Source organism: Vibrio sp. NC2 (assembly GCF_025195005.1).
GTDB lineage: Bacteria > Pseudomonadota > Gammaproteobacteria > Enterobacterales > Vibrionaceae > Vibrio > Vibrio splendidus.
On the sequence record NZ_JANVFC010000004.1, the window covers coordinates 341,074 to 358,815 of the forward strand.

Below are 17,742 nucleotides of genomic sequence, written 5' to 3' on the forward strand. Positions count from 1 at the left end.
ATAATATGAACTGCTTAGTATCCTACGATAATTCCCTAGCTCAAACTACACCAAGAATTGTTAATCGATATATATTCTCATTAAGTGTAGACAAATTAAGGGTTTCTGAACGATTAATACCTTCAGCATTATGATCAGTGTTACAAAAATGTAAACGGTTGTTTGAAGTTTTGGTGATTGAGTTATATTGTGGTCAGACCACAAGGATATAATAATAGAAGTGATGTCTGCCATGTACCCACATTTACTCGAACCACTCGATCTTGGATTTACTCAGTTACGTAACCGTGTATTGATGGGATCAATGCACACGGGTTTAGAAGAAAATAAAGAAGGCCTCCACAAGCTTGCCGCGTTTTATGAAGAGCGAGCAAAAGGAGGCGTTGGCCTTATTGTTACCGGTGGTTTCTCTCCTAATTTACGTGGCAGATTGACCCCATTTAGTGCTGAGTTCAGTAAAGTTAAGCACGCAAAAGCTCACCAAGTTGTTACCGAGGCCGTGCATAAGCATGGCGGTAAAATTGCCCTTCAGTTGCTGCATGCTGGCCGCTATGCCATGCACCCATTCGCGCAAAGTGCTTCGGGCATCAAAGCGCCAATCGCTAAGTTTGCACCGAGTGAGATGAGCCCTCGTCAAATTAAAAAGACCATCGGTGCTTTTGCCAACAGTGCAGAGCTAGCTCAGGTTGCTGGTTATGACGGCATTGAGATTATGGGCTCTGAAGGCTACTTGATTAACCAATTCATCTGTAAACGTACCAACATGCGTTATGACGAATGGGGCGGTTCTTATGAGAAGCGCATGCGTTTCCCATTAGAGATCGTTAAATCGATTCGCGAAGCGGTGGGTAAAGATTTCATCATTATTTTCCGCTTATCGATGCTGGATTTGGTTGAGCAAGGCAGCACGTTCGAAGATGTTGTACTTCTGGCTCAGAAGCTAGAAGAAGCGGGCGTGACCATTATTAATACCGGCATTGGTTGGCATGAAGCTCGTGTTCCGACTATCGCGACACAAGTTCCAAGAGGGGCATTCTCTTGGGTGACGGAAAAAGTAAAACCATACGTGTCGATCCCAGTGGTGACATGTAACCGAATCAACACGCCTGAAGAGGCCGAACGTATCCTCAGTTCAGGACAGGCCGACATGGTATCAATGGCTCGTCCATTCTTGGCTGACCCTGATTTCGTTAATAAAGCGGCTCAAGACCAAGCTCAGTTCATTAACACCTGTATCGGTTGTAACCAAGCTTGTCTTGATAACGTATTCAAAGGCAAAAGAGCGAGTTGTTTGGTTAACCCTCGAGCTTGTTACGAGACTGAAATTGTTGTTCAGCCTGCCCAAGCGACCAAAACTATTGCCGTGGTTGGGGCTGGGCCTGCTGGTTTAGCCTGCGCGACGACGTTGGCACAGCGTGGTCATAATGTTGATCTGATTGAGAAAAATGACCGTATCGGTGGACAATTTAGATTGGCAATGCAGATTCCGGGTAAAGAAGAGTTCAGAGAAACGATTCGCTACTTTGCTAATCAAATCGATGCATCAGGCGTGAACTTAAAACTGGATACTGAAGCGACGTTTGAGATGTTGTTGAAGTACGATGAAGTCGTTATGGCTGCTGGTGTTGAACCAAGAAAGCTTGATATTGAAGGGATTGACCAAGAAAACGTAATCGATTATCAAACCTTGATTCGTGAAAAGACACCAGTAGGCGAAAAAGTCGCGATTGTTGGTGCCGGTGGTATTGGTATTGATGTGGCAACTATGCTGACAGAGCCGACTTCTCACAGCTTGGATGACTGGCTGCATGAGTGGGGCATTGATAAAAATATGGAACACCCTGGTGGACTTTATCCTTACCCTGATTCGTTCAGTGATAAAACGGTTTGGGTGATGCAGCGTAAAGCGGGTCGTGTCGGTAAAGGTCCGGGTAAGACTACAGGTTGGATTCATAAACGCACATTAGAAAAACGTGGTGTGAACTTACTTGGTGGCGTGAGCTACAACAAGATTGACGACCAAGGTCTGCATATCAGCGTTGGTAAGAAAGATCAGGTACTCGATGCCGATTCCGTTATCGTGTGTGCGGGTCAGGTTTCTGTTCGTCCATTCGAAGACATGTGGCAAGAGTTTGGTGGCAAACTACACGTGATAGGCGGTGCCGATTACGCGGGTGAACTGGATGCCGTGCGTGCGATTCGCCAAGGTGTTGAGTTAGCTATTAAGCTTTAACAACAAACAGAATGTTCTCGTTTGATAAGTTTGAATCAGAAAGTTCAATAAGCTGAACTAGACGGGTAACTAAGCTTGGACTAGACAGATAAATAAGGCTCCTAAGTCATAGATTTAGGGGCCTTTGTTGTTTTTAGTGTCGTTTCAAATAGACAGCCGTTGAGATTTATTATCGTTTGTGTTCTGTGCTACAGTTCAATTATACAAACAATAAAATTAGTAAGGACTTCAAATGGATGCTTTGGATCTATTGCTCAACAGACGCTCAATCGCAAAACTCTCTGATCCGGCACCTGAAGGTGTGGCGTTAGAAAATATCATTAAAGCGGGCTTACGTGCTCCAGACCACGGCGCATTGACACCATGGCGCTTTGTTATCGCACAAGGCTCAGGGTTACAGAAGCTCTCTGATATTTTGGTTCGTGCAGCACAAGCTGACGAGAGCGAAGAAGCGGTCATTGAGAAAGTTAAAAAAGCGCCGTTTCGAGCACCGATGGTGATCACTATCATCGCAAAGGTAACTGAGCACGAAAAAGTGCCCGCGTTCGAACAACACCTATCTGCGGGTTGTGCTGCGCAAGCCATGCAAATGGCTGCCGTTGCACAAGGTTTCCAAGGTTTTTGGCGCTCAGGTAAGTGGATGTTCCACCCTGAAGTTCACCAAGCTTTCGGCCTAGAAGGCGACGACGAAATCGTTGGTTTCCTATATTTGGGTACTCCGGGCTGTACGCCAATGAAAGCGCCAGAACGTGACTTCTCAAAGTTCGTCGAGTTCTTGTAAAGAAAGCTGAAGCTTGAATAGTGGAATGCTAACTGTATAAACAACCAGTTTTCCTTGATTTCTAGGGGCCACATTAGATAATGTGGCCCTAATTGTTTGTAGCATCTGGAAAAACATGTCTCGTCTTATCATTGCTGAAAAACCAAGCCTAGGCCGCGCGATTGCCGCCGCACTACCGAATCCACAGAAGAAAGACCAAGGGTTTATCAAATGTGGTAATGGAGACGTGGTGACTTGGTGTATTGGACACTTATTGGAGCAGGTTGAGCCAGACGCTTATGACGACCGTTATAAGAAGTGGAACTTAGCCGATCTTCCTATCGTGCCAGAGCAATGGCAACTAAGACCTCGTAAGACGTCAAGCAAACAGCTCACGGTGATCCGAAAGCTATTGAAAGACGCGACCCAAATTGTCCATGCGGGTGACCCTGATAGAGAAGGGCAGTTGCTAGTTGATGAAGTTATCGATTACTGCAAGGTGTCTAAGGCCAAGAAAGAGTCGATGGACAGGCTGCTGATCAGCGATTTGAACTTACCAGCGGTGAAGCGTGCGCTCTCTCAGATGCGCAGTAACCGAGATTTTATTCCATTGTCTATTTCTGCTTTAGCACGCTCTAGAGCCGATTGGTTGTATGGCATGAACATGACCCGAGCTTACACCTTGCTTGGTCAAAAGGCGGGTTACCAAGGCGTGTTGTCGGTCGGTCGAGTGCAAACGCCAGTACTTGGTTTGGTCGTAAGGCGTGATGAAGAGATCGAAAACTTCATTCCGAAAGATTACTTCACTCTGCATGCGCTGATCCCTTACCAAAACAACGGCCAGAGCTTTGATATTCGAGCGCGTTGGAAACCAAGCGAAGCATGTAAGCCATGGCAAGATGAAGAAGGCCGGGTGCTCAATCGAAAACTGGTTGAGAACGTGGCTAACCGAATTGCGAATCAACCCGCGACGGTGACGGAATCAGAGCAAAAGCAAAGTAAACAAGCTGCGCCACTGCCTTACTCGCTGTCAGCTTTGCAGATTGATGCGTCTAAACGTTTTGGTATGAGTGCTCAGCAGGTGTTGGACACCTGTCAGTCGTTGTACGAGAAACACAAACTCATCACTTACCCGCGTTCTGACAGTCGCTATCTACCTAAAGATCACTACTCACAAAGAGAGTCGGTCGTGGATGCTATCGCTAACAATGCGAAAGAGCTGCAAAGTGGTGCTCAAGGTGCGGATCTTTCTCTTAAATCCAAAGCATGGAACGACAGCAAGGTCGATGCTCACCACGCGATAATCCCAACACCGAAGAAATCATCGGTGAACGGCCTGTCTGCCAACGAGATGAAAATCTATCAGCAAATCGCTCGCCAGTATCTAATGCAATTCTATCCACCAGCGGTTTTTGCCGATGCTAAGCTGGTTTTTGATATCGCTGGTGGCGTGTTCATCGCTAAAGGACGTCAGCTTATCCACCCGGGCTGGAAGGTGTTGATGGGGAAAACGGACACTGAAGAAAAAGGTGATGGTACGGATACGGTTCCTCCATTGGATAAAGGAACCGTGTTGACGTGTCGTGAAGGTATTATTGGTGATAAGAAAACCGAACCACCAAAGCACTTCACGGAAGCGACCTTGCTACAAGCGATGACAGGTATCGCGCGCTTTGTCGCGAACAAAGACCTTAAAGCCATTTTGAAAGAGACCGATGGCCTTGGAACGGAAGCAACCCGAGCGGGTATCTTAGATACTTTGTTTAAGAGGCAGTTGCTAACTCGACAAGGTAAAAGCATCCATAGTAGCCCTGCAGGTAGAGGTTTGATTAATGCGTTACCTGAGGACTCGACCTTTCCCGACATGACGGCTCACTGGGAGCATCAGTTGCAAGGCATGGCTGAACGAAACCAAGCGTATCAACCCTTCATGCAGGCGCTAGAAAGTAAGATCGATGGCTTAATGGGTAAGGTAAAAACAGGTGAAGTCCCTGAATCCCTGCGTCATCTGCCTAAAGTTGAAAGACCAGCATTCAAGCGCCGTAAAGGTGGTGGGACAAGGAAGAAGACTTACGCGAAGAAAGGCGCTAAAAGTTAATCAGTTAGAAACTGAAAGCTAACAACACCCATTATTGATATTGGGAATCAATATTAACGACCGACCTTGCGCCCACAACGTTTAAACAGCTGCTGCCAATAATCAACATGGCGGCGAGTTGATGCTCGAAAAGCTTGATGTGCATCTTGGATGGGAAAGTAATAACTGTGCAGTTCAGATTGCGCGTCAAACATCCCAAGTTGCGGGGCTAACTGCTGATAATAGCCATCCAGCTGCGCCATGTAAGGCTGAACCTTACCAATGTATTGCTGCTCGAACACATTGTTGAGATAACGAAACTTAGTGGTGTCTCGCTGCTTCCCGCAGATGATGTTGGCATCAAAAGTAGTGAGTTGCTTGGTGATGGTATCAAGCTCAACCGAAGCACGAGCCAGCGAGTAGTATAAATCCCCGAGCGTAGAGCTCTTTTCTAATACTTCTTGAACCTCAGTAGTCTTTCCCGAAACGAGCGGAACGTTTAACGCTTGATTGATATGTTCTAAGGCATCACTGGTTTGTCGTACTTGATCGCCGATATCAGCGTGTAACCACTGACTACCACGCATTTGTGACTGCATCGCATCGCTGGCATAGATTAGATTCCACTGGTGCCGCGGAAACTGTGCGAGCTTCTGCTGCTCGATTTCTCTGAGTAGTTCTACGACCTCAGGGTCTAATTCGCTACCGGATAAGCATCTCCCGACACCTGCAAGTAGGGCGACTTGATAATCGTAATTACGAAACTCATCCGCGACTTTCCCAAGAACCGAATTTCTTTCTGCAATCAGATTGAACAATCCACACTGACGAAGCTGGTAACTGTCGATTAAACCGATAGAAAGCGAGGGCACGTCAAGCAGCAGTTCTCGTTTTCTCGGTAGGCTTTCAAATTCCCGTTCCTCTTTTATCTCGTCAGCATCTTGTACTCTGGCTATCTTTGTTTGGTAGTCGTCGAATAAGTCTCCGGGGCCATCACTGAAACAGCCGGCTAGCATCACCGTCAGACAGAACAGTGTTGAGTGCTTAACTAGGTTTGAGAGAGGGCCATCATTCATCTACGGGTTACCAGTCTATTTCGCTGCCATCGAAATTGAAGAAGTGACCACTTACTTCAGTATTCGCGGACTCGATGACTTTTATAAGACCAGAAGCTGAGGTGTCGGTGTCGATCAAAGCATTAGGGCCGCCCATTTCAGTCTGTACCCAACCTGGATGCAGTGCTAACACCGTAACGCCGTTATCGGTTAAGTCGTTACTTAGGCTCTTCACAACGGAGTTAAGAGCGGCTTTGGAGGAGCGATAGATGTAGCCGCCTCCTGAGGTGTTCTCGGACATGCTACCGACTCTAGAAGACAGGCAGGCGATCTTTTTGACGTCACTAATTTCTATAAGAGGTAATAGAGTCTCGACAAGCTTCAATGGCGCAATGGTGTTGACTTCGAATACACGGCGCCACTCTTCGACATCGGTATTACCCAGACCATAACCTTTTGGACCATAGTAGCCAGCGTTGTTGATCAAGATATCAATCGACTCTATTTGCGATGTGAGGTGGCTCACCGCTTGGTAATCGGTTATCTCTAATTGAATGCAGGTCAGGTTGCTGTTGTGGTCTGCGAGAGAGAGCAGTTCTTTTGCGGAGTTGGCATCACGATAAGTCGCGTACACCTTGTGGCTACCTTCCAAGTATTGTTGAGTCAGGCTTAAGCCAATGCCGCGATTTGCTCCAGTAATGAAAATAACGCTCATGGTGATTCCTTTTCAGTTCAATTAGTTAAGTTTGATGGCTTAACACGAGAAAATCAACGCTCCACCAACTGGCCATTAGCATTCCTACAAAAATCATTACTGCTGCCGCTGAGCCACAGATCACCCCAAAGATGAGTATTACGTTTTTCATTGTTGTCTCTTTTTGAAAATCAAGTTAATGATAACTATTATCATTAATTAAGGTTGTCGCCTAGGCTGAGACTGTTATGATTTTGAGAAAGATACGCAATTAACCTGATTATGATTCCTTTAATTTACCACCCAATCTATTCGCAGTTACCTTTACCAGAAGGTCACCGTTACCCGATTAACAAATATCAGTTGTTACACAGTGCTGTTGAAGCATTAATGGATAGAGAGCCTCTATGGAAGTGTCAGTTTGAAATCTTCCAACCAACGCCGGTTTCGGTTGAACAGGTAAAACAGGTTCACGATAGTGAGTATGTGGATTTGCTTGTTTCTGGTAATTTGCCCGCAGCAAAAATGAGACGTATCGGTTTCCCCTGGAGTGAACAACTTATTGAGAGAACACTCTACTCAAGTGGTGGAACCTGCTTGGCCGCTGAAATGGCAATAGAGAGTGGTTTAGCGATTCATTTGAGTGGTGGTTATCATCACGCGCATCATGATTTTGGTAGTGGCTTTTGTTTGTTGAACGATCTGGTGTTAGCGGCAAAACATGCGCTGACCTTTGAACATATCGATAAAGTGCTTATCGTCGATAGCGACGTTCATCATGGCGATGGCACAGCAACTCTTTGCCAAGAGAATGACGACATCATTACTTTGTCGTTCCACTGCGACAAAAACTTCCCTGCACGAAAACCGCTATCTGATTTAGATGTGCCGTTAAGTCGTGAAACAGAGGATGAAGAGTTCTTACGTTGTTTTGAACAAGTCACTAAGTTAGCGATTGCTCACCATCAACCTGATCTGATTATTTATGATGCGGGGATCGATATCCATCAAGACGATGAATTGGGTTACTTGAATGTCTCGACACAAGGGATATTTGAACGCGACTGTTTCATGATTGAATTAGCGAAATCAGAGTCTATTCCGATGGCCTGCGTAGTCGGTGGCGGATATCGAACTCAACATCAAGATTTGGTGCCGATTCACATGCAGCTGTTAAAAGCGGCTTATCATGTTCACGGTTAGCTCCCTAAATTAGCGACTGAAAGCTCATCAGAAATGATGGTGTTAAATAAGCGCCTTTTGCACCACAAAAGACACGCTTGCACCATTGTGATTCATATAAAGTACTTTTTTATTAATTAGTTACGTATTTGTGTGATTAATTGTGGTCTGTAAATTGCTTTACCCATGTGTATATAAAAACACAAGGGATAAAAATGAACCTGACGGACAAGGAACGTAGTTGGCTTAATTGGTTTGGCGCAACAGGAAAACTGGCTATGCGCAGAGCTTGTTTCCTCAATCGAAGTAGGACGGAGGAGCTTGAACAAGCTTTTGAAAGTATTGCTCACACGCGAGTTCAACTTCTGCATAACTGGGTCAAGAATCAATGGGATTTTTTAGAAGACTCTGCGGTTTATTTAGCAAGTCGAACGGAAGAGCAAGCACAGGGGACGTTAGCTAGCCTTCTTAAACGCAGTACGGATTTTTCTGAGTTGGCGATCGTCGATGCTAAGGGGATCGCACAAGCATCGAGTTATCATGAGCATGTAGGGGTTAATCTTGGAGACAAGAAGGCTTTAGTTGAAGGGGCTTCAAAGCGTTATCTTCATGGGCCGTATATGGATCAACGCACGTTGAACGTAGGAGCGTCGAGTTCATCGTTTCATGACCAAGTGACGCTGATGTTTTATGTCCCATTTTCTCGGGATGAAGGGCCACAACAATTCCTATGTGGTCGTGTTCCAAATGATGTTATTGGTGACATTATTCAAAGAGAAGCGGGGCATATTTATAGCGAGTCGGGTGATAACTATATCTTTATGGTCGACTCCATTCATGATCCTCATACTCAGCCGGGTGTTGCGCTCTCTCGTTCTCGCTTTGAAGATAATACCTTTTCACACGGCGAGAACTTAAAGCAAGGGATTCATACTGATTGGGGAACGGTTAAGATCCAGCAGCACACCGAGTTTGAGATTCGCTTTACGGACCCAGCCACTAACCAGCTTCACCCAGGCGTAAGAGAAACCATTAAAAATGGCAGTAACCTGTTTATAGATTATCCCGGGTATTCCGACTATCGCCACATACCCGTTATTGGCAAAGGTATCACCTTTCAATTGGATGGTTCACCAGATACCTTTGGCATGATGTGTGAGTCCGATTTAGAAGAGGTCTACAGAGACCGAAGCCTAAGTTATACCTTATCTAAACACTTCATCAGCTGCATGCTACTGCCTCTATTTATTCCATTACTGTTTGCCAACCTTTATACACTCACAGCTTTTATGCAGAGTGGCATTATGTTCGCTTGCGCGTTGCTTTCATTGGGCTTATTCCGTTTAGTTAGCGCCAAACCATTAGCTAAGAAGATTCACGAAATGACCGGGGTAATGCAGACCTTAGCCGAAGGTGATGGCAATTTAAGTCGGAGGCTTGATCCCACCACATTCAGTCATAATGAACTTGGCAACTTAGGGCGCTGGACTAACAGTTTTATAGACAATTTAGATAACACGGTGAGTGAGTTGATTCATGCGAGTCACGAAGTCAGAGAGGTTTCGGAATCAATGTTTCGTCGCAGCGTCGTAATGAAACAAACCAGTGATGATGCATCACAAGCGTTAAGCAATATGCTTCAGTTGAGTCAGTATCAACAGAGTGAAATTACTCATGCGAGTGTCTCAGCAACGCAAATGGACACGGTGATGAAACAAGCCGTCCTGAGCGCGGAGAAGGAATACAATCAGTCCGTCGAAGGCATGGAGATTGTTCGGAATATCGTCGAAAGCTCGGCGCATAGTGTGAATGAGGTGAATAATGAAATGACCAAGGTGTCTGACATTATAGATATCATTACTGACATTACCGCGCAGACTAACCTTTTGGCCTTGAATGCGGCCATTGAGTCGGCAAGAGCAGGTGAACACGGGAGAGGGTTCTCTGTCGTCGCTTCTGAAGTAAGAACATTGGCTGACCGCACCTCACAAGCTGCTAACCATATTAGTGACCTAATGAAAGAGCTGCATAGTAAGTCTCGCAGTGCTGTTGAGTCTATGGAGCGAGGCGTGGAGAATGTGAGTAAGGGAAACTTAACAGTAGACTCAAATGCTCGCAGTGAACAAATTCAATCAGCGGTGAGTGACCTCTTTACCACGATGTCTAATCTAGATGAGAACAGTCAGAAAAACGGACAAACGGCAGATAAAGCCCAACGTTCAATATCTGACTTACAACTGTCTACTAAGCAACTTGCCCGTCGAGTGTCTTTGATGGGCAATGCACTGAGCCGTTTAGACCAATTGATCGGGCGCTTTGAAGTGAGCCGAAAGGTGGCGTAGTAGAAACTACGTAAGCTCTTTACGTAAACGCCAGATACAAAAAAGCCGCTGATTTCTCAGCGGCTTTCTTTAATGTGGTGGAGGGATAGGGATTTGAACCCTAGAACCGCTATTAACGGTTGCCGGTTTTCAAGACCGGTGCTTTCGACCACTCAGCCATCCCTCCAGTGCCGCGAATAATATAGGGGTGTGATTCGCTTGTAAATACCCTTATCAACTGACTGCTTTTTTTATGAACAAGTTTGTGCATTTTTATATGGTTAGAGTGAAAACACATCGAAAAATGTTCCTGATCGTTTCGACTTAAGGGATTAGGTATCGTTTGAGGAAGGAAAATGGAGAAAGGATCGAATACAACTGATGTGAGGGACGTAATTAGGACCGAAGCCTTAGCTTTTGGTGTGTAGCCACCATTCCTCATTAGGGTTAACTTGCCTTTGCTGTCTATAAGATTCATAATGAATGCATCTTATAGAGTGAAATATCCCACCATGCATATCACACGTTACACTGATTACTCCCTACGAGTGCTGATCTATTTAGCGATCAACAACCAATCTCTTAGCACCATCGGCGACATTGCTAACAGCTATGGTATTTCTAAAAACCACTTAATGAAGATCGTTCAGCAACTCAACCTCAAAGGACATCTGATCGCCACAAGAGGAAAAAATGGTGGTTTGAAACTCAGTTGCCATCCAAGTCAGATCAACATAGGTACGTTAGTTCGAGAGTTAGAAGACAAACGTAACTTGGTTGAATGTTTTGGCGAGGATAATAGCTGTGTCATTACACCAAATTGCCAATTGAAAACTATCTTTGCTGAAGCTCAAGAGTGTTTTTACAAAAGCTTAGATGCTTATAGCTTGCAAGATCTCCTTGGCGAAGGGCACAGCTACAAGCTAGGGCAACTCTTGGCGGTTGAAGTTATTTAAAAGTAAGCAAGTTTTGTTTACTCACTAGGTTTACGATGATGAAAGATTTAAATCAAAACCCCAACAATGGCGTTTCAATGACGGCATTTTTTGAACTCGCGTTTCGACCATTTTTTTTGTTTGCATCACTTTTTAGTATTGCAGCGTTAGTCGGGTGGGCCGCGTTTTGTAATGGCAGCGCAACCTTAAATGTTTATGGTGGCGCAATGTGGTGGCATATTCATGAAATGTTGTTTGGCTTTGCAGCCACTGTCGTGGTTGGTTTTTTACTGACGGCCGTACAAAATTGGACGGGTGTCCGCAGCATTAACGGACGCGGGTTAATGATACTTCTGGCTATCTGGTTGTGTGCAAGAATAGCCATGTTCCTGCCTGAAGTTCTAAGCCCTTGGCTGGTAGCTGGACTCGATTTACTGTTTTTACCTATCGCTGTAATTTATCTTGCTCACAATATTGTCAGTGTGAAGCTTTGGCGAAACCTGTTGTTCGTCCCCATTTTATTGCTAATGACTTTTGCCAATGCCGCAATGCACTATGGCGTTTTATTTCAGCAGCCACTCTTAATTTCACAAGCTAGCACAAGCATGGTGCTGTTGGTGACCCTAGTCATGTGCATTATGGGTGGGCGAGTTTTTCCTATGTTTACCGCTAATGGCACACAGACACCACGAACCCCTGCATTACCATGGCTTGAAAAGCTGAGCATCGTGAGCACGATTTTCGCCGTTGTGTTGAGCTCTCAGATACTTCCAGTTCCACAAAGTCTCGTTGCTTTCGTGTTTATTGTCAGTGGCTTGGCAAATGCGGTTAGGGCGGTAAGGTGGAAAATATGGGTCGCTTTTAAGACTCCTCTTGTGTGGTCTTTACACTTAAGCTACTGGGCCATTTCGTTAGGATTGGTCTTGTATGGCGTTTCGATCATTTCGTCATTGGTCACGCAATCACAAGCGATTCATGCCTTAACCGTTGGTGGAATGGGAGTGATGATCTTATCAATGATCTCACGTGTCTCTCTTGGACATACAGGTCGAGCTATTGCGATTGGTAAAATAATGACTGCGGCGTTAATCGCCATTGTTTTTGCCTTTATTGTTCGAGTGTTTGGTGGATACTTTACCCATAATATTGTCTCTATCATCACCTTATCCAGTGCTTTGTGGGTTGTCGCGTACAGTTGTTTCGTTGTGTTGTACTTACCAATTTTAATAAAACCAAAAGCTTAAATTACTACAAATTGCGAATGTTCAATATTGACGACTTTAAAGTTGCATTTAAAATGCATCTTTAATATTATGTCTGCAGTGAATGACTTAAATACAATCAAAGAGAGAATGATTATGAGCTGTTGTGGCGGATGTGGTGGTTCAAACCACGAAGAAAAAGCAAAAGAAGCTGAACAAAAGAAGCAAGCAGAGCAGCAAGAAACTAAGCAAGAAAACGCTTAATTAAAGTAGCGCTCAAGCCAAATTTAGAAATCCAGAGACTTAGATGAAGCCTCTGGATTTTTTTATTTGATTACCTGTATTGTTCAAAAGTATGTTTGATTGGGAATAGGTATATTGTGTCTGATGTGACCTTGTATGATGACCTATTTTTCGCCATCGTATAAATTCTCGAAATATATGAGTGATCTGAATCAACGCTTAGATGACATTCATTGCTTAACTGCTTCTTACAATAAATTGAACCATACTTTTTACACCAATATCGTCTCGTAACTGACAACGGGCTTTGTTGCTTCCTCACCGAATTAAACAACAAAATCTGCCACCTCCAATATTTAGGCGAATATCGTCATCTAGAAAATCAATCATCATAAATTATCTTAGCTCATTTCTTGATACTCACTCGAACTTGATAACTTTACCTCTCCTGTTATTCAGAACTCATAAAATAATACTCATGTGACATAAAGTAATTATAAATAATTATTACTAAGCAATTGTTTATTAATATTTTTATTGAGGTTTTATAGGTATTTTACGGTTGTATTATGATTTCCATTTCCCGCTTACTTAAACTTCTCCTCATCAACACAGGGCGATAGGCTGATTTAGGTAACCTTGCTCGCTTAATTACGTAGAGGTACTGCCTCTTTTGTAGTTCGTGTTTTGTGATGAGAAGAATGATGAACCTTCACGAGGTTCATTCATTAGATCTCGATCGTCATTATTAAATAGATTAATTGGGAATAAGCATGAAAAAAAATAAGGTTGTAGCTGTAGTTAATACACACGCAGAAGCGGAAGAAGCGATAACAACTTTAGTCAACAGTGGCTTTGATGTAAATCATATGTCTATTGTTGGCAAGGGGTTAGAAAAAGAAGAACACGCTACTGGCTTTTATAACATGCGTGATCGAGTGAAAACCTGGGGTAAATCTGGCGCATTATGGGGCGGGATATGGGGTGCATTATTGGGATCTGGAATGTTTTTGGTTCCAACGCTTGGTGCACTGCTTGTTGCTGGACCTTTAGTGTCAGCATTTGTAGGAGCTATCGAGGGTGCTGCGATTACGGGTGGCTTTAGTGCTCTAGGTGGTGCATTGGTCAGCGTGGGAATACCGAAAGATAGTGTAGTCAAATATGAAACGGCGGTTAAGATGGACAAGTTTTTGATCGTTTTAGACCTTGATGAAGGAGAGGCTGCGGTAGCTAAAGATATCCTGAGTCATCACTCTGTTGATGTTCACGAAGAGCAATGATTTCATAAGGCATTGTTTTAATTAGATAAGTAGAGTGAAGTTTGATTTTAAGAAATCAAACTTAAAATTTGCACAAGAAATCTTATGCAAATTAATAAGGGTATTATTATGAGTAAAATTATTGGCATCGATTTAGGTACAACTAACTCTTGTGTTTCTGTATTAGATGGAGAAACCCCTCGTATTATCGAGAATGCAGAGGGCGAACGCACAACAGCATCTGTTGTAGGGTATACCGATGGTGAGACATTGGTTGGTCAACCAGCAAAGCGTCAAGCTGTAACCAACCCTGAAAACACATTGTTTGCAATTAAGCGTCTGATTGGACGTCGCTTCAAAGATAAAGAAGTGCAGCGTGATATTGAAATCATGCCTTATAAAATCGTAGAAGCGGAGAATGGTGATGCGTGGGTTGAAGCAAAAGGTCAATCAATGTCTGCATCTCAAGTTTCAGCTGAAATTCTAAAGAAAATGAAGAAATCAGCGGAAGACTTCCTTGGTGAGAAGGTTACTGGCGCGGTTATTACAGTCCCTGCCTATTTTAACGATGCACAGCGTCAAGCAACAAAAGATGCAGGTCGTATCGCTGGTTTAGAAGTTAAGCGTATTATTAACGAGCCAACAGCAGCTGCACTAGCGTACGGTCTTGATAAAAACGAAGGTGACCGCACTGTTGCAGTTTATGACTTGGGCGGTGGTACATTTGATATTTCAATCATTGAGATTGATGAAGCTGATGGTGAAAAAACCTTCGAAGTGCTTGCGACAAATGGTGACACTCATCTAGGTGGTGAAGACTTCGATAACAGAATGATTAATTACTTGGTTAATGAATTCAAAAAACAACAGGGTATTGATCTTAAGAATGATCCTTTAGCCATGCAGCGTGTAAAAGAAGCGGCTGAAAAAGCAAAGATTGAATTGTCTTCAACTCAGCAAACAGATGTGAATCTTCCTTATGTTACTGCAGATGCTTCAGGGCCTAAACATATGAACGTAAAAGTAACACGTTCTAAATTGGAATCACTTGTTGATGACCTTGTACAACGTTCTTTAGAACCATTGAAAGTTGCTTTGGCAGATGCTGAACTTTCTATAACTGATATTGATGATGTCATTTTGGTGGGCGGTCAAACACGCATGCCGATGGTGCAAAAAAAGGTAACAGAATTCTTCGGCAAAGAGCCACGCAAAGATGTTAACCCTGATGAAGCAGTTGCTATGGGTGCAGCTGTACAAGGTGGCATACTTGTAGGTGATGTTAAAGATGTATTGTTACTCGACGTTACGCCACTATCCCTAGGTATAGAAACCATGGGCGGAGTGATGACCAAACTAGTAGAGAAAAATACAACAATTCCAACAAAAGCGAATCAAATATTCTCTACAGCGGAAGATAACCAAAGCGCTGTGACGATTCATGTCTTACAAGGCGAGCGCAAACAAGCTGGGTTAAATCAATCTTTAGGACAATTTAACCTAGAAGGTATTCAATCTGCACCTCGTGGTTTACCTCAAATTGAAGTGACCTTTGATTTGAATGCTGATGGCATTTTAAATGTGTCTGCAACAGATAAGCTTACGGGCAAAGAGCAAAAAATCACTATTCAAGCCTCTGGTGGTTTGAGTGATGTTGAGATTGAGAAAATGGTTCAAGAAGCAGAAGCAAATAAAGAAGCGGATAAAAAGTTCGAAGATTTAGTTGTTGCTCGAAACCAAGCGGACCAATTAATTCATGCTACTCGCAAGCAATTAGAAGAAGTAGGCTCAAGCCTGGCTGCTGATGATAAACATCAGATAGAAACAGCGATATCAGAACTTGAAAATGCATGTACTTTGGATGACAAAGAAGCTATTGATAGCAAAACGCAAGCCCTTGCTACTGCAGTGAAAACGTTAACAGAACATACTCAACAACAAGCACAATCAAATGTGAATGACGCACAGTCAAACGTAGATGATGATGTAGTTGAAGCTGACTTTGAAGAAATGAAATAACAAGGAGCTCAACTGTGAACTTACTTTAAGAAACAGTTGAGCTCTTCATTTTGGAAGAATACCATTGCAGTATTATTTAGCGCGTTAGAGGTCACTCGAGCGCCCTTTTTTCGTTTATTTAGTGAGAAAAAGAGCATGTCCAAAAGAGATTATTATGAAGTGTTAGGTGTCTCTAAGGCTTCCTCGAAAACAGAAATCAAGAAAGCTTATAAGAAACTCGCCATGAAATATCATCCGGATAAAAACCCAGATGATGCGCGTGCAGAAGAAAGCTTTAAAGAAGTTAAAGAAGCATACGAGATTTTAACCAACGTAGAAAAACGTCAAGAGTACGATAGGTTTGGTCATGCTGCGTTTGACAACAGCGGTTCTGGTCAGCGCCAACAACACTCTGCCCAGGGTGGCTTTGAAGATATGTTTAGTGGTGGGTTCCGACAACAAAATCAAGGTTTTGGCGGTGGTGGCTTCGGTGGTTTTGAAGATATCTTTTCACAAGCAAGAGGAGGTGGTCGCGCTCGTCCTAGAAAAGGGCAAGATCTTGAGTTCAATCTGACCGTTGATTTTGTTGACGCGGTAAAAGGGACTGACAAAATCGTTGACCTGCCAATGAATGGGCAGCAAAAGAAGATTAACGTTAAGATACCTGCTGGGATAAAAGACGGAGAAAAAATCCGCTTTTCTGGAAAAGGTGGACTTAGTGCTAACGGTGGACCCGCGGGTGATTTGTTAATCGTCATAAAAACGCGCCCCCACCCAGTATTAAAAAGAGAAGAAAACAATCTAATCTGTACTAGCCATATTGATATAGTAACTGCGGCACTCGGTGGCGAAGTTGAAGTCAAGGTCTTCGATAATAAATTTAAACTTAAAATGCCCGCAGGCACACAGAGCGGACGCAAATTTAAAGTTTCAGGTAGAGGTGTTACTGACCGTAAAGGTGTTACCGGCGATTTATTAGTCAGCATTCACGTAGATACACCGACCCAATTAACGGATCAGCAAAAAGAACTTTTAGAGCAGTTCAAAGCAACACTTTAATCACCTTAAACGTTTGCCTTTGAAGATACAGAAACTCCCCACTTCAAATTAATGGAGTCAACAATACTCGAACGTGTAAATCGTATTAAAGGTGCACCGAAATCAAGGTGTAGCCTACATCTGAGAGTGTTTGTCACAACCCTATAAAATAGGTAGATATTGACTTAGAGTTACAGTTAGAGCACTAGATCGTTAGGTTCGGATAGATTGGATTTAAGCAAAAATCGAGTTTGTTAAAGTAAACAGACACTGGAATGATTCAGCCGTGAACTAGCCAACTCGGTCCTAGATGAAAGTCGTTTAGCTAGATGTCCTGAATTGATGGTATGGATCACAAAGCTCTGAATAAGCTTGCTGGACTTGATATGCCTGAAACTTGCCTCGTTGATTAAAAAACACAGAACTGGGCAGTTCCGTTTCTAAACTTAATTGTGCAACAACGTCCTAGGGATTGTGAAAGATCAGATCTTAGGCGCGATTGATTATACGCTAGACGCAAAAAAGCCGCTGATTTCTCAGCGGCTTTCTTTAATGTGGTGGAGGGATAGGGATTTGAACCCTAGAACCGCTATTAACGGTTGCCGGTTTTCAAGACCGGTGCTTTCGACCACTCAGCCATCCCTCCATTGGCGTGAATAATATAAGGGGGAGACTGCCTTGTAAACCCTTAATTATCATAATCTTGTTTGGTTGCTTGTTTTCTAGTCATTAGCGGCAATAAAAA

13 protein-coding genes and 2 tRNA genes are annotated in these 17,742 nt (G+C 43.6%); 10 read left to right on the forward strand and 5 right to left on the reverse strand.

What is annotated here, in order from left to right; translation table 11 throughout:
• Positions 1 to 223: 223 nt before the first annotated feature.
• The 3 genes from NX845_RS08730 to NX845_RS08740 all read left to right on the forward strand — a co-directional run bounded on the left by NX845_RS08730 (position 224) and on the right by NX845_RS08740 (position 5,091).
• A complete protein-coding gene (locus tag NX845_RS08730) occupies positions 224 to 2,233 on the forward strand; it encodes an NADPH-dependent 2,4-dienoyl-CoA reductase (RefSeq protein ID WP_004734088.1) in 2,010 nt (669 codons plus the stop codon).
• A 232-nt stretch (positions 2,234 to 2,465) separates the two neighbouring features.
• Entirely contained in the window at positions 2,466 to 3,014 is a 549-nt protein-coding gene (locus tag NX845_RS08735; RefSeq protein WP_004734087.1) for an NAD(P)H nitroreductase, read from the forward strand.
• Positions 3,015 to 3,129: 115 nt separating this feature from the next.
• Positions 3,130 to 5,091 carry a DNA topoisomerase III gene (locus NX845_RS08740; RefSeq protein ID WP_017080912.1) on the forward strand — a complete coding sequence of 654 codons (1,962 nt, stop codon included), beginning with the start codon at positions 3,130 to 3,132 and terminating at the stop codon, positions 5,089 to 5,091.
• A 53-nt stretch (positions 5,092 to 5,144) separates the two neighbouring features.
• Here the strand turns inward: NX845_RS08740 and NX845_RS08745 are convergent, their stop codons facing one another.
• Genes NX845_RS08745 through NX845_RS08755 form a run of 3 tightly spaced genes read right to left on the reverse strand, consistent with a single transcriptional unit; the run spans position 5,145 to position 6,991 of the window.
• The gene (locus tag NX845_RS08745; protein ID WP_102534319.1) at positions 5,145 to 6,146 is read right to left on the reverse strand and encodes a DUF3080 domain-containing protein; all 1,002 of its coding nucleotides are present in this window, start codon (positions 6,144 to 6,146) and stop codon (positions 5,145 to 5,147) included.
• 7 nt (positions 6,147 to 6,153) lie between these two features.
• The gene (locus NX845_RS08750) at positions 6,154 to 6,840 is read right to left on the reverse strand and encodes an SDR family oxidoreductase (RefSeq protein WP_004734083.1); all 687 of its coding nucleotides are present in this window, start codon (positions 6,838 to 6,840) and stop codon (positions 6,154 to 6,156) included.
• A gap of 25 nt (positions 6,841 to 6,865) precedes the next feature.
• On the reverse strand, positions 6,866 to 6,991 hold the full coding sequence (locus NX845_RS08755; RefSeq protein ID WP_017063447.1) for a hypothetical protein: 126 nt from the start codon (positions 6,989 to 6,991) through the stop codon (positions 6,866 to 6,868).
• 110 nt (positions 6,992 to 7,101) lie between these two features.
• On the opposite strand from NX845_RS08755, the gene NX845_RS08760 reads away from it, so the two are divergent.
• Together NX845_RS08760 and NX845_RS08765 are read left to right on the forward strand one after the other, a co-directional pair.
• Positions 7,102 to 8,022 carry a histone deacetylase gene (locus NX845_RS08760; RefSeq protein WP_065681308.1) on the forward strand — a complete coding sequence of 307 codons (921 nt, stop codon included), beginning with the start codon at positions 7,102 to 7,104 and terminating at the stop codon, positions 8,020 to 8,022.
• A 194-nt stretch (positions 8,023 to 8,216) separates the two neighbouring features.
• A complete protein-coding gene (locus NX845_RS08765; RefSeq protein WP_017079520.1) occupies positions 8,217 to 10,343 on the forward strand; it encodes a methyl-accepting chemotaxis protein in 2,127 nt (708 codons plus the stop codon).
• 75 nt (positions 10,344 to 10,418) lie between these two features.
• Here NX845_RS08765 and NX845_RS08770 read toward each other — a convergent pair.
• Positions 10,419 to 10,509 (reverse strand) — tRNA-Ser (locus tag NX845_RS08770).
• A 325-nt stretch (positions 10,510 to 10,834) separates the two neighbouring features.
• On the opposite strand from NX845_RS08770, the gene NX845_RS08775 reads away from it, so the two are divergent.
• From NX845_RS08775 to NX845_RS08795, 5 genes are all read left to right on the forward strand, one after another.
• Positions 10,835 to 11,278 carry an Rrf2 family transcriptional regulator gene (locus NX845_RS08775; protein WP_004734067.1) on the forward strand — a complete coding sequence of 148 codons (444 nt, stop codon included), beginning with the start codon at positions 10,835 to 10,837 and terminating at the stop codon, positions 11,276 to 11,278.
• Positions 11,279 to 11,316: 38 nt separating this feature from the next.
• Positions 11,317 to 12,501, forward strand: a complete 1,185-nt coding sequence (locus NX845_RS08780) for an NnrS family protein (RefSeq protein WP_065681307.1) — start codon at positions 11,317 to 11,319, stop codon at positions 12,499 to 12,501.
• A gap of 974 nt (positions 12,502 to 13,475) precedes the next feature.
• Positions 13,476 to 13,982, forward strand: coding sequence for a general stress protein (locus tag NX845_RS08785; RefSeq protein WP_065681306.1), 507 nt, complete (start codon positions 13,476 to 13,478; stop codon positions 13,980 to 13,982).
• 108 nt (positions 13,983 to 14,090) lie between these two features.
• Positions 14,091 to 15,980 (forward strand): molecular chaperone DnaK, encoded by a 1,890-nt coding sequence (gene dnaK, locus NX845_RS08790; protein WP_029222009.1) that lies wholly within the window; start codon positions 14,091 to 14,093, stop codon positions 15,978 to 15,980.
• Positions 15,981 to 16,115: 135 nt separating this feature from the next.
• On the forward strand, positions 16,116 to 17,018 hold the full coding sequence (locus tag NX845_RS08795) for a DnaJ C-terminal domain-containing protein (protein WP_017084048.1): 903 nt from the start codon (positions 16,116 to 16,118) through the stop codon (positions 17,016 to 17,018).
• 534 nt (positions 17,019 to 17,552) lie between these two features.
• On the opposite strand, the gene NX845_RS08800 is transcribed toward NX845_RS08795, so the two are convergent.
• A tRNA-Ser gene (locus NX845_RS08800) sits at positions 17,553 to 17,643 on the reverse strand.
• Positions 17,644 to 17,742 lie beyond the last annotated feature (99 nt).

What these genes read in the sequence shown, in the direction of transcription:
- NX845_RS08735 (WP_004734087.1), top strand. Translation starts at nt 2,466, where the DNA reads ATGGATGCTTTGGATCTATTGCTCAACAGACGCTCAATCGCAAAACTC.
- NX845_RS08795 (WP_017084048.1), top strand. Translation starts at nt 16,116, where the DNA reads ATGTCCAAAAGAGATTATTATGAAGTGTTAGGTGTCTCTAAGGCTTCC.
- NX845_RS08750 (WP_004734083.1), bottom strand. Translation starts at nt 6,840, where the DNA reads ATGAGCGTTATTTTCATTACTGGAGCAAATCGCGGCATTGGCTTAAGC.
- dnaK (WP_029222009.1), top strand. Translation starts at nt 14,091, where the DNA reads ATGAGTAAAATTATTGGCATCGATTTAGGTACAACTAACTCTTGTGTT.
- NX845_RS08785 (WP_065681306.1), top strand. Translation starts at nt 13,476, where the DNA reads ATGAAAAAAAATAAGGTTGTAGCTGTAGTTAATACACACGCAGAAGCG.
- NX845_RS08755 (WP_017063447.1), bottom strand. Translation starts at nt 6,991, where the DNA reads ATGAAAAACGTAATACTCATCTTTGGGGTGATCTGTGGCTCAGCGGCA.
- NX845_RS08780 (WP_065681307.1), top strand. Translation starts at nt 11,317, where the DNA reads ATGAAAGATTTAAATCAAAACCCCAACAATGGCGTTTCAATGACGGCA.
- NX845_RS08745 (WP_102534319.1), bottom strand. Translation starts at nt 6,146, where the DNA reads ATGAATGATGGCCCTCTCTCAAACCTAGTTAAGCACTCAACACTGTTC.
- NX845_RS08765 (WP_017079520.1), top strand. Translation starts at nt 8,217, where the DNA reads ATGAACCTGACGGACAAGGAACGTAGTTGGCTTAATTGGTTTGGCGCA.
- NX845_RS08740 (WP_017080912.1), top strand. Translation starts at nt 3,130, where the DNA reads ATGTCTCGTCTTATCATTGCTGAAAAACCAAGCCTAGGCCGCGCGATT.
- NX845_RS08760 (WP_065681308.1), top strand. Translation starts at nt 7,102, where the DNA reads ATGATTCCTTTAATTTACCACCCAATCTATTCGCAGTTACCTTTACCA.
- NX845_RS08730 (WP_004734088.1), top strand. Translation starts at nt 224, where the DNA reads ATGTCTGCCATGTACCCACATTTACTCGAACCACTCGATCTTGGATTT.
- NX845_RS08775 (WP_004734067.1), top strand. Translation starts at nt 10,835, where the DNA reads ATGCATATCACACGTTACACTGATTACTCCCTACGAGTGCTGATCTAT.